Source organism: Streptomyces sp. NPDC054887 (assembly GCF_053610585.1).
The window spans coordinates 36,415-48,176 of record NZ_JBSGYQ010000008.1; the positions used below are offsets into that span (position 1 = coordinate 36,415).

Annotated in this window: 9 protein-coding genes; 7 read left to right on the forward strand and 2 right to left on the reverse strand. The window is 74.4% G+C overall.

Annotated features, from left to right (window positions below; genetic code table 11):
- Positions 1-53 precede the first annotated feature (53 nt).
- The 7 genes from ACWGH0_RS06635 to ACWGH0_RS06665 all read left to right on the forward strand — a co-directional run bounded on the left by ACWGH0_RS06635 (position 54) and on the right by ACWGH0_RS06665 (position 8,013).
- Positions 54-896 carry an alpha/beta fold hydrolase gene (locus ACWGH0_RS06635; protein WP_453403050.1) on the forward strand — a complete coding sequence of 281 codons (843 nt, stop codon included), beginning with the start codon at positions 54-56 and terminating at the stop codon, positions 894-896.
- Between the two features lies 1 nt (position 897).
- Positions 898-2,157 carry a hypothetical protein gene (locus tag ACWGH0_RS06640; protein ID WP_453403051.1) on the forward strand — a complete coding sequence of 420 codons (1,260 nt, stop codon included), beginning with the start codon at positions 898-900 and terminating at the stop codon, positions 2,155-2,157.
- A 320-nt stretch (positions 2,158-2,477) separates the two neighbouring features.
- Entirely contained in the window at positions 2,478-4,409 is a 1,932-nt protein-coding gene (locus ACWGH0_RS06645) for an NAD-binding protein (protein WP_453403052.1), read from the forward strand.
- Positions 4,410-4,556: 147 nt separating this feature from the next.
- Positions 4,557-5,171, forward strand: coding sequence for a DUF1990 family protein (locus ACWGH0_RS06650; RefSeq protein ID WP_453403053.1), 615 nt, complete (start codon positions 4,557-4,559; stop codon positions 5,169-5,171).
- A gap of 292 nt (positions 5,172-5,463) precedes the next feature.
- Positions 5,464-6,024 carry a DM13 domain-containing protein gene (locus ACWGH0_RS06655; protein ID WP_453403054.1) on the forward strand — a complete coding sequence of 187 codons (561 nt, stop codon included), beginning with the start codon at positions 5,464-5,466 and terminating at the stop codon, positions 6,022-6,024.
- A gap of 4 nt (positions 6,025-6,028) precedes the next feature.
- Positions 6,029-6,781, forward strand: a complete 753-nt coding sequence (locus ACWGH0_RS06660) for a response regulator transcription factor (protein WP_453403055.1) — start codon at positions 6,029-6,031, stop codon at positions 6,779-6,781.
- Positions 6,778-8,013, forward strand: a complete 1,236-nt coding sequence (locus ACWGH0_RS06665; protein WP_453403056.1) for a sensor histidine kinase — start codon at positions 6,778-6,780, stop codon at positions 8,011-8,013. The genes ACWGH0_RS06660 and ACWGH0_RS06665 overlap by 4 nt, the downstream gene beginning before the upstream one ends.
- A gap of 256 nt (positions 8,014-8,269) precedes the next feature.
- Here ACWGH0_RS06665 and ACWGH0_RS06670 read toward each other — a convergent pair whose 3' ends face one another.
- Together ACWGH0_RS06670 and ACWGH0_RS06675 are read right to left on the reverse strand one after the other, a co-directional pair.
- Entirely contained in the window at positions 8,270-10,564 is a 2,295-nt protein-coding gene (locus ACWGH0_RS06670; protein ID WP_453403057.1) for an MMPL family transporter, read from the reverse strand.
- Positions 10,565-10,792: 228 nt separating this feature from the next.
- Positions 10,793-11,749: a LysR family transcriptional regulator gene (locus tag ACWGH0_RS06675; RefSeq protein ID WP_453403058.1), complete on the reverse strand. Its 957-nt coding sequence runs from the start codon at positions 11,747-11,749 to the stop codon at positions 10,793-10,795.
- Positions 11,750-11,762: the final 13 nt, after the last annotated feature.

The window sequence follows — 11,762 nt, forward strand, 5'->3', positions numbered from 1 at the left end:
CGTGTCCGGTGTGTGACGCTGAGACATCACGCCGGTTGCGGCACGGGAGTGAGATGGACCCAACACACAGCGGGACGCTCGCGGTACCGGGCGCCCGGATCTATTTCGAAGTACGCGGTGAGGGGCCGTTCCTGCTGCTCATCGGCGGAGGCAACTCCGACGCGTCCGTGTTCAAGCGCCTGGCCGCCGTCCTGGCCGGGGGCCACCGCGTCGTCACGTACGATCCACGCGGCAACTCACGCAGCGTGCTCGAAGGACCCCCGGTGGACCAGCGGGTCGAGGAGCACACGGACGACGCCCACCGGCTGGTCGAGCACCTCGCCGCACCGGACGAGCCGGTGCACGTCTTCGGAAGCTGCTCGGGGGGTCTCGTCGCGCTGGAACTCACGATCCGCCATCCGGACAGGATCCGCCTGACGATCGCCCACGAACCGCCCGTCCTCAGCATCCTCCCGGACGCCGAACGCCACCTCGCGCTCCTGGACGACATCTGCCGCACCTATCACCGCGAGGGCATGGTGCCGGCCCTCGTCAAGCTCCAGGCCCTGCACGGCGGCCGGCCCGCCCCGGCCCTCCCCGAAGTGCACGACAACACCGCCTTCTTCCTGGGCCACTTCGTCCGGCCGTTCACCCGGTTCGTCCCCGACCTCGCCGCACTCGCGCAGGTCGCGGACCGGGTGGTGTGGGCCGGCGGCCACGCCTCGCGCGACGACCTCGTCCACCGTCCCACGCTCGACCTCGCCCGCCGGTTCGGCCGCGAACCGGAGCTGTTCCCCGGCGGACACGTCGGCTATGCGAGGTACCCCGCCGACTTCGCCGAGCGGCTCGTCGAGGTCCTCGCCGCCGTACCCGGCGCGGCGGCCTGTCCGGGTGGCGCCACCGGCGGGGGACAGTGACGTGCGGATCGTGATGGGGGCCCAGAACTGCGGCTTCGGGCCCGCCGCTGAACTCGTCGCCGTATCGCGGCTGCTCAAGGGGCACGAGCGCGTCTTCGTCGGCGACGGCGTCGCCGCCGCCTTCGCCCGGCGCAACCCCGAGGCGTTCGACGACCTGTACGACACCGGCGGGATGCCGGAGAGGGCCGCAGCGGCGGTGATCGACGACCTGCTGCGCGGCGGTGACCACGTCGTCTCGGTCATGGACGCCGACCTGGTCCTCCGGTCCGTGGTGGCGCGGCGGCCCGTCACCATGGTGGACAGCCTGTTCAGCTTCTGGCAGCTCACACGGCCGCTGCCGGCCGTCCGGGAGCTCTGCGCGACCATGCCGCGCTCCTGCTTCGCCTCCGCCGACAAGCACCTCGCGGACCTCTCTCCGCACGAGCGGGTCGTCGCGGCGCACCTGCTCGCCACGCACAGCGTCGTGCAGAACTTCCCCGGTGTCGCCGAGCGGGCGGCCGAGTTCGCCGCCCTCGGCGCCGGTCCCGCGCTGTACCGGACCGGCTCGATCGTCGACGTGGAAGGGCTGCGGAGCGTCGTCCGCGCCGCCGGGCCGGAGTACGACCTGCTGATCAACGTCGGGGGGTTCAAGAACTTCCTGCTGGACTTCGACATCAACAACGACTACCTGCGGCTGCTGCACCGGTGGATCCCCGATCTGCTGCGCGACTGGCCCCGGTTCCCGCGCGTCCTGGTCTGCGGCGGCCCGTTCGGCCCGGGCCGCGAGCGGACGGTCCGGGCCGCCGGGCGGCAGGCCGACTGCCGCTTCCTGCGGCAGCGCGAGCTGCTCCAGGTGGTGGCGAGCACGCCCGACTACCTGCTGGCGCCCGGGCTCACGGCACTCCACGAGTCGATCGCCCTCGGGCGGCTGCCCCTGGCGATCCACGAGCAGCACTACGCCCATGTGTTCACCCTGCGCGCACTGGACGGCACGCTGTTCGGCCGTGGCGGGGCGCGGTTCGCGGACGTGGCGCCGCACCACGCGCTGCCGGAGGACGACTTCGCCGGCACGGCGGCCCTCGTGCTGCTGGCCGGCCGCGTCCTGGAGGACGAAGAGCTGTACGGGACGTTCCGGCGGACGTTCAACGCGCGCATCGAGCGGTACGTCTCACTCCGCCCGCTCCAGCGGCAGCACGGCGTCGAGGAACTCGCGCGGCTGCTCGACGGCAGGCCGGTGCACTCGGCGCTGTCCGCCATCCTGGGCACCCCGCGCGCGGCGTGACCACCGGCTCCGCTCACTCCCCGCGTCGGCGCGACCCCGCCGACGGCCGACCGCCGCGGCCTCGCGGGGCGGCTGGGCTGCCGCAGGGGCCCGCCGTATCCCGCGCGCCCCGAATCGTTGCCGTACGCCGTGCAACGCCACCGCGTACGCGCGCCCCGAAGCCTGCCGCCCGTCGCACGCCGCGTAACCCTGCCGCCCGTCCCACGCCGCGCAACCTGCCGCGTCCCACGCCCGCGGCCTGCCCCGCCTGCGCCGACCCGCCGCTCCCCGTGCCCGACCTCGCCTCGGCACGCTTGCGGCGTACCAGGCAGGCTGTCCTCATGTCTCAGCTCACTCCCCAGCCCCAACTGCCCGGAGAGTCCGGCCACATGGTTGTCTGCGGCGACGACGCACTGGCCGTGCGGCTCGCCTCCGAACTGCGCCACGTGTACCGGGAGCGGGTCACGCTCGTCGGCCCCGCCGGCGGCGCGGCCCTCGGGACGCGGCTCACCGTGCCGGCGCAGAGCCGCGGATCCGTGCTCCTGGGGCGCGTGTCGACCGTGCTCGCCCGGTCGGCGTCCCATCCTGTCGGCTCCGCGCCCCTGGCGGTGCTGGAAGCCCCCGAGCCGACCGACTCCGTACTGGCGACGGCCGGGATCGGCCGGGCCGCCGCGCTCGCGCTCGTGTACGACGACGACGAGACGAACATCAGGGCCGCGCTCGCGGCCCGACGGCTCAACCCCGGGCTGAGGCTGGTGATCCGCCTCTACAACCGCAAACTCGGCCAGCACCTGGAAGAACTGCTCGACCAGGCGGCCCTGGTCACCCTCCCGGATCTGGACCCGGCCGCCCTCGACGCGTCGACCACCGTGCTGTCGGACGCCGACACGGCCGCGCCCGCCCTGGCCGCCAGCGCCGTCGTGGGCACCAGCAAGGTCGTCCATGCCGACGGGTTCCTCCTGCGTGCGGTGGAGCGCACCCCGCCGGCGCCCGGCGAGGTCTCCGAACCCGGCCTGTGCACGCTCGCCCTCCTCTCCGCCACCGCGACCGACCCGGCCGGACAGGAGGGATCGGAGGCAAGCGGGACGTCGGGGCCGCAGCTCCTGCCCGACCCCCGTACCGTCGCCGCGGCGACCGGGCGGGGCACGGTCGTCCTCGAAACCGTCACCCACACCGGTCCGCTCCCGTCGGCCGGCCGCCTCTCCGGCCGGGGCGTACCCCTGGCGCAACTGTTCTCGCGCCGCCTGCGGTGGTCGCTCGCCGCCGGCGCACTCGCCGTCGTGGCCCTGACCGTGGCGTCCGCCGTCGTCACCGACGAGGGACCGCTGCACGCCTCCTACATCACGCTGCTGGACCTGTTCTCCATCAACGAACCCGCGCTGGGCGAGCGCCCGGCGCGCCAGGTCCTGCAACTGCTGTCCGGACTGGTGGGCCTGGCGCTGCTGCCCCTGCTCATCGCCGCGTCCCTGGAGGCGCTCGGCGTACTGCGCAGCGCCTCCGCCCTGCGCCGCCCGCCGCGCGGGCTCTCGGGCCACGTCGTCCTCCTGGGACTCGGCAAGATCGGCACCCGGGTCCTCGGGCAACTGCGCGACCTCCACATCCCCGTCGTGTGCGTCGAGGAGGACCCGGAGGCGCGCGGCATCGCACTCGCCCGCCGCCTGCGCGTGCCCACCGTGATCGGCGACGTGACCCAGGAGGGCGTACTGGAAGCGGCCAAGATCCACCGCGCGCACGCCCTGCTCGCCCTGACCAGCTCCGACACCACGAATTTGGAGGCCGCCCTCTACGCCCGCACGGTCCGCCCTGACCTCCATGTGTCGCTGAGGCTGTACGACGACGACTTCGCCACCGCCGTCTACCGGACGCTGCGCGTCGCCCACCCGCGCGCACTCACCCGCAGCCGCAGCGTCTCCCACCTGGCCGCCCCGGCCTTCGCCGGCGCCATGATGGGGCGTCAGATTCTTGGCGCCATACCGGTGGAGCGCAAGGTGCTGGTCTTCGCCGCCCTGGTGGTGGCCGGTCATCCGCAACTGGAGGGCCGTACCATCGCGGAAGCCTTCCGGCCCGGCTTCTGGCGCGTCCTCGCCCTCGACACCACCGCCCCCGCCGACCGGCGCCCCGACCTTGCCGCACCCCGCGCGGCCGACGGCGACGAGCATCCGACGGGGCTCATCTGGGACCTGCATCCCGGTTACGTCCTCCAGCCGCAGGACCGTGTCGTCCTCGCCGCCACCCGGCGCGGCCTGGCCGAACTGCTCGGCAGACACGCCTAGCCACGGGGGAGTGCCCCGGACCGTCCCGCGTGAGGCCGACCGGCCGGGCCGAGCGTCGCGGGCCCGCCGGCTCTCAGTAGGCTCTCGGTGTCCCCGGCGGAGGCCGACCTCCGGCCGCACTCCGCCCCCCGACGCCCCAGGAGCCCCATGACCAGCGGTGACCCGACGGCCCGCCGCCCCCGGGGCGGCACCCCGCCGGCCGGCGCTCTCACCTACGCTCCGGCGGGAGCCACGTGCCCCGGCGACGCGGCGTGGCCGCCGACGGACGGCACGTTCCGGCGGTACGAACACACGGTCGTCATCGGGCACGGCGACGCCGACTGGCGGGCGGCGGCCGACGCCGTACTGCGGTGGGGCGTGAAGCGCCGCAGCGGCTTCGCCGTCACGCCGGGCCCCGGGGCCGGGGAGCGGGTGGCCGAGGGAGCCGCGTACCGGATCACCGCCGCCCGGGGGCCCGTCGCGGTGCACGAACCGGTACGGGTCGTCGCGGTCGTGGACCGGCCCGACCGGTGCGGCTTCGCGTACGGGACCGGGCCGGGGCATCCGATCTGCGGTGAGGAGGCGTTCGTCGTCCACCGGGCGTCCGACGGCACGGTCTCCTTCACGCTCCGCTCCCTGACCCGTCCGGCACCCTCCGGACCGTGGCGCGTGCTCTTCCCGCTGCTGCTGCTCGCGCAGGGCCACTTCCGCCGCCGGTACCTGCGCGCGCTGCTGCCCGCCGCACGCGCGGCCGCCGCCGCCGCGAAGCGCCGCGAGCCCTGAGGCGGCGGGAGCGTCGGAGGGACTCGCCGGGGCCGGCCGGCATCGCGCAGCCCGGCCGACCGCCCGCGACGAATACCGGGACGGGCGTGCCGCAGGAGGCCCACCGCCGAAGCGCCCCGGGGAACTCCGCATTCCCGTCGGCGGTCATGACGTCATCCTGCACCGGGACGTGATTACCGGTGTCTTACGGGGGACGCCCGCCGGTGTACCGGCGGGGCGGCCTCCTGTTTGCTGAGGGCATGATGGGGCCCGGCCGATCGCGGTCGCCCCGCTCGTCCCGCAGGAGGTCCAGGTGTCCCGTGTGTCCCGCCGTGTCGTCGTGCCCGCCCTTCTGGTGCTGGTGGTTGCCGCCGGCATCGGGCTGTACCTCTTCCAGCCCTGGAAGGCGTTCACCGAGACCACGGTGAACGAGGCCCTTCCGACCGCCTCAGAACCCGCGGCCGCGCCGGAGAAGCCGGACGAGGCCGGTGGCGAGAGCAAGGAGCCGGCGGCGAAGGACACGGGGCCCCTGGACCTCGCCGAGGGCGGCTTCGTCACCCACGAGCACGGCACCAGCGGCACGGCCCGCACGGTCCGGCTCGCCGATGGCGGGCAGGTGCTGCGGCTCGAGGACCTCAAGACCTCGGACGGACCGGACGTACGGGTCTACCTGTCGACCCGGGACGCCGACGCGGTGGAGGCGGGGCTGGGCGAGGGGGCCGTCCAGCTCGGCAAGCTCAAGGGCAACCTGGGCAACCAGAACTACGCCGTCCCGCCCGGCACGGACCTGTCGAAGTTCCACAGCGCCGTGCTGTGGTGCAAGCGGTTCTCGGTCTCCTTCGGCGCCGCCGACCTCGCCCCGGTGACGAGCTGACCCGTTGAACACCCGCCCCGCCGCCGCCCCCGCCCGCCGCGTCCTCGTCGTCGAGGACGATCCGACCGTCGCCGAGGTCGTCACCGGCTACCTCACCCGCGCCGGTTACCACGTCGCCCACGCCGCCGACGGCCTCGCCGCGCTCGACATGGCCGCCGCCCTGCGGCCCCAGCTTGTCGTCCTGGACCTCATGCTGCCCGGCCTGGACGGCCTGGAGGTGTTCCGCAGGCTGCGGGCGGGCGGCGGGCCGCCGCTTCCGGTGGTGATGCTGACCGCGCGCGGCGAGGAGGCGGACCGCATCCTCGGCCTGGAACTCGGTGCGGACGACTACATGGCCAAACCCTTCAGCCCCCGCGAACTGGTGCTGAGAGTGGCCTCCGTTCTGCGCCGCTCCGAGGCGACACCGCCCGTCGCCGCCTCGGCGGCCCTGCGGGCCGGCGACCTGGCCGCCGACCCGGTCGCCCGGCGCGCCGAACGCGGCGGCCAGGAACTGGCGCTCACCGGGCGCGAGTTCGACCTCCTGGTCTTCCTGCTGCGCCACCCGGGCCGGGTCTTCTCCCGCGAGGAACTGCTGCGGCAGGTCTGGGGATGGGAGTTCGGCGACGCGTCGACCGTCACCGTCCACGTCCGCCGGCTGCGCGAGAAGGTCGAGGACGACCCGGCCGCACCGAAGCTCATCAGCACCGTATGGAGCGCCGGCTACCGCTTCGACCCGCCGGCGGACACGGCGGCCCGGGACGGGGGCCTCCAGCCGTGATCGACATGCTGATCATCGTCGCCCTCGCGGCGCTCGGCGCCCTGCTCGCCGGCCTCCTCGCCGCCCCCGCCGTCACCCTGCTGCGCCGCCGGTCGGTCGTCCTGTCGATGTTCGCCGTCGCCGCGCTCGCCGTCGTCGCGATGGCGGCGGGCACGGTCGCGGTGGCGCTGGAGATGTTCCTGTCCGGCCACGACTTCCGCGTGGTGCTGATCGTGGTCGCCGTGTCGGGCGCCGTCTCGCTGGGCGCCGCGCTGCTGTTCGGACGCCGGATCGCCGCCGGCAGCCGCGAACTGGCGGCGGCCGCGCTCACCGTCGGCAGCGAGACCGGCTTCGTGGCGCCCGCGGACCCGCCCACCGCCGAACTCGCCGCGCTGGCCGCCGCCCTGGAGGAGACAGCGGCCCGGCTGAAGGCCGCGCAGGCGCGCGAGCGGGCACTGGACGCCTCGCGACGGGAACTGATCGCCTGGATCTCGCACGACCTGCGCACCCCCCTGGCCGGGCTGCGCGCGATGGCGGAGGCCCTGGAGGACGGCGTCGTACCCGAACCGGGCCGCTACCACGCCCGCATCCGCACCGAAGTCGAACGGCTCACCGGCATGGTCGACGACCTCTTCGAGCTGTCCCGCATCCAGGCCGGGTCCCTGGAGCTGGCCCTGACCCGCATGTCGGTCTACGACCTGGTGGACGACGCCCTCGCAGCCGCCCGGCCGCTCGCGGAGGAGCGGGGGGTGCGGCTGCTGGACGGCGGCATCGCGCCGCTTCCGGTCCGCGTCGACGGGCAGGGCATCACGCGGGTGCTCGGGAACCTCCTGGTCAACGCCATCCGGGCGACACCGGCCGACGGCACCGTCGCGGTGAGCGCGCGCCGCGAGGTCGACCGGGTCGTGCTCGCGGTCGAGGACGGCTGCGGCGGCATCCCCGAGCAGGACCTGCCGCGCGTCTTCGACACCGGATGGCGCGGCGGCCAGGCGCGTACCCCACCGGCCGGCGGCACGGCCGCGCCCGCCTCCACGGCGGGTGACGCCGCGGGCGAGGTGCCGGCCACCGCCCATGCGGCGGCGGGGGGACAGCGGCGGCACGGCGACACCGGCGCCGGACTCGGGCTCGCGATCGTGCGCGGCATCGTCGAGGCCCATGCCGGGCACGCCTCGGTCCGGAACACGGGAGCGGGTTGCCGCTTCGAGATCACCCTCCCGGCCGCCGACGCCCGCCGGCCGGAGCACGCCGTGTGAGGCGGTTGCGCGCGCCGCGGGGCCGTACGACCCGTCGGGCGGCGGCCGCGCGGTGACGCGCCCATCGCCTCCCGTCGCACCGTCGGCACGGCTGCCCGCGGGGAGTCGGCCCGCGACCGACGAGCCACCGGCCGCCCGACCGGCCGCCCGCCGCGCGTCCGCCCACCGAGCCGGACGCCCCCTGCCCCCGCCGGCCCGGACGACGCCCGGCCGCCCACCGCCGGGCCGTCCGCCCGCCCGGCAACTGCCCGCTCGCCTACCGCCCGTCCGAGCCCCGAACGCCGCCCGCCGAACCGGACGACGCCGTGTCCGCCGTTCCCTCGCCTTCGGTGTCCACGTGCGGCAGGACGCGGTCCAGCCAGCGCGGTGTCCACCAGGCCGCCCTGCCGAGCAGGGTCATGGCGGCAGGGACGAGCAGCAGGCGGACGACGGTGGCGTCGATGAGCACACTGGCGGCGAGCCCCAGGCCGAGCATCTTGACCACGATGTTGTCGCTGACGATGAAGGCCGCGAAGACGCTCACCATGATCAGCGCGGCGCACGTGATGACCCGCGCGGTGATCTCCAGGGCGTGCGCGACGCTCGCCTTCGGGTCACCCGTGCGCAGCCACGCCTCGTGCACACGGGAGAGCAGGAAGATCTCGTAGTCCATGCTGAGGCCGAAGACGATGGCGAACATCATCATCGGTACGTAGCTCTCGATCGGCACGTCGCCGGACACGCCGAGCGCCGGGCCGCCCCAGCCCCACTGGAACACGGCCACGACCACGCCGTACGAGGCCGCGATCGACAGCACGTTCAGCACGGCGGCCTTGACGGCGACGAGCACGCCGCGGAAGACGACGAGGATGACGAGGAACGCCAGGCCGACGACTACCGCGATGATCAGGGGCAGCCTGCTGGACACGATGTCCAGGAAGTCGACCTGGGCTGCGGTCGTGCCGGTCACATAGGTACGGGCGTCGGTGCCGGACACCGCCTGGGGCAGGACGTCGTCCACGAGGTGGTTGACGAGCCGGGTGGTCCTCTCGTCCTGGGGGGCGGCCACCGAGTACGCCGTGCCGATCAGCACGTCGCCGTCCGACGTGGGGCTCAGCGGAGTGATCAGCGCCGCGTCCGGCACGTCGTCGAGGGCCTTCTGCAGGGTGTCGGCCAGGGCGGACCGGTCGGACTGGGGGACGTCGCTCTGGTCGACGACCAGTGTCATCGGACCGTTCGACCCGGGTCCGAAGGCCGAGGACATCAGATCGTAGGCGCGCCGGTCCGTGAAGGACTTGGGGTCCGCCCCGTCACCGATGTGACCGAGCTGGATGAACAGCAGCGGAATGGCGAGGACCGCCAGGACCACCACTCCGGACGCCGCGAACCACCACGGGCGGCGTTCCACCCGCTGCGCGTAGCGGTGCCACGTGCCGTGGGCCTCCCCGCCCGGTCCGGCGTCGGACTCCGCGACCGGACGGCGCACCCGGAGCCTGTCGATCCGCCGGCCGGTCAGCCCGAGCATCGCCGGGACCAGGGTGAGTGCGCCGAGTACCGCCGTGACGACGGTGACGGCGGCGGCCAGGCCCAGCTTGCCGATGAAGCTGATGCCCGACACCCACAGGCCCGACAGGGCGATGACGACCGTGCAGCCGGAGACCAGCACCGCGCGGCCGCTGGTGGCCGCCGCGAAACCGGCCGCCGTCACGGGGTCCTTCCCGTCGAGCAGGTTCTGGCGGTGGCGGGTGATCAGGAAGAGCGCGTAGTCGATCCCGACGCCGAGACCGATCATCGTGGCGAGCGTGGGGGAGACCGTCGCGAACGTGAATGCCGCCGCCAGCAGCCCGAGGAGGGCCAGTCCGCAGATCACGGCGACGAGCGCGGTCACCAGCGGGAGCACCGCCGCCACGACGCTGCCGAAGCCCAGCAGGAGCACCAGGATCGCCACGCCGAAGCCGATCGCCTCACTGGTGCGGTCGTCCGCCTCGGGCCGGGCCAGCTCCCCGAGGGGTCCGCCGTACTCCACGGTCACCTCGGCGTCCCGCAGCGGCTCGACGGCCGAGTCCACCCCGTCCAGGTACGACGACCCGAGCGTGGAGGGCTGCACGTCGAACCGGACGGTGATGTACGCCGTCTTCCCGTCGGTGGACAGGGGGCCGACGTTCTTGGAGCCGGAGGGCGGCGGAGTGCCGGGAGGGGGAAGCGGATTCTGCGCGCTCAGCACGTGCGGCAGTTTCTTGAGGTTCGCGACCGTGGTGCCCATCTGGTCACTGACGTCGCTCAGCGGCTTGGCGGAGTCGTTCAGTACGATCTGGGCCCCGTAGCCGCCGGCGGCCGGATCGTGCGCCTTGAGCACGGCGAGGCCGTCCTGCGACTGCGAGCCGGGCAGGGCGAAGTCGTCCGAGTACTCGCCCCCGTGGGTGCGGCTGAGTGCCTGTGTGCCGGCCAGCGCCGCAAGCCACAGGACCAGCACGATCACGAAATGACGGGCGCACCATTCGCCGGTCCGCCGCAGCGCCCCTCGGGGGCGCCGCGCCGTGGTGGACCCGGCGGACGGCTCCGGCATCGACATGCGCTCTCCCGACGTCCACCGGTTCTCTCGCCACCGCGGCCCGTGGACGTCCATGCCGCGCCCAGGAGGCGACGCACCGGGCTGACGCCATTCAAACCGGCGCACCCGGGCGCGGCATCTTCACGGCGGAGAACGAGTGACGAGGTCACGCCTTCCCGCGCGTCGCCTCCGACGCCGTGCGGGCGCCGAGCGCCCGAGCGCGTCCGGAGGGTCGGCGGTGCGCCGGTCTCACCAGGTGCGGCCGAGCCGCAGCACCTGGTCGCGGACGCGCGTGACGTGCGGGTTCTCCGTACCGCCGGGCCGCTGCACGAGGTAGGCGGTGTTGATGGGCGGGTCGTCGGGCTCGTGCAGGGCGACCAGAGCGCCGGAAGCGAGTTCGTCCGCGCACAGGTAGCGCGGCAGGACCGTGAACCCGCCGCCGGCCGCGACCGCGGACAGGACGCCGCGCAGGTCGGGGACCGTGACGGCGGCCCGTCGGGTCAGGCGCTTGCCGAAGACGTGACGCCAGTAGCGCCGTGCGATGGGCAGGTCCTCGGCGTAGGTGACCAGGGGTACGGGGCTGAGGACCGCCGGGCCTTCGGCGGCCAGTCCCTCCCGGAGGCGGTCGGCCCAGACGGGGGCGGCGACCAGGACGAACTCCTCGTCCATCAGCGGCACGGAGGCCAGGGTCCGCCCGCGCGGACGGGTGGTGGCGATCACCACGTCGTGCCGGCCGGCGCGCAGTTCGTCCAGCAGGTGATCGGTCAGGCCGGTGGTCACGCGCAGCCGTACGCCGTCGGCGACGAGGCCGGCGAGCCCCGGCAGCACACGCGTGCACAGCAGTTCGGCGGGGCCCGCCAGGTGTACCGGCTCGGCCGGGCTGTCGTCCGGCGAGGCGGGCGCGGTCGCGACGGCCAGGGCGTCCAGGGGTGCGGCGACCCGGGTGGCGAGCTCGTCCGCGACCGGGGTCGGCGCGACGCCGCGCGGCAGCCGCTCGAACAGCTCGCGCCCGGTCTGCCGTTCCAGCGTGCGGATCTGCGTGGTGACGGTGGGCTGCGAGAGGCCCAGCAACTGGGCGGCGGCGGTGAAGGATCCGGCGCGGTACACCGCGAGGAAGGTACGCAGGAGGTTGAGATCCGCCGGGGGTTGCGACCCGCCCGCGTGCTGGGGCGGACGTACCGGCTCATCGGTATTCCTATGCTTCACACACCGAACCTTA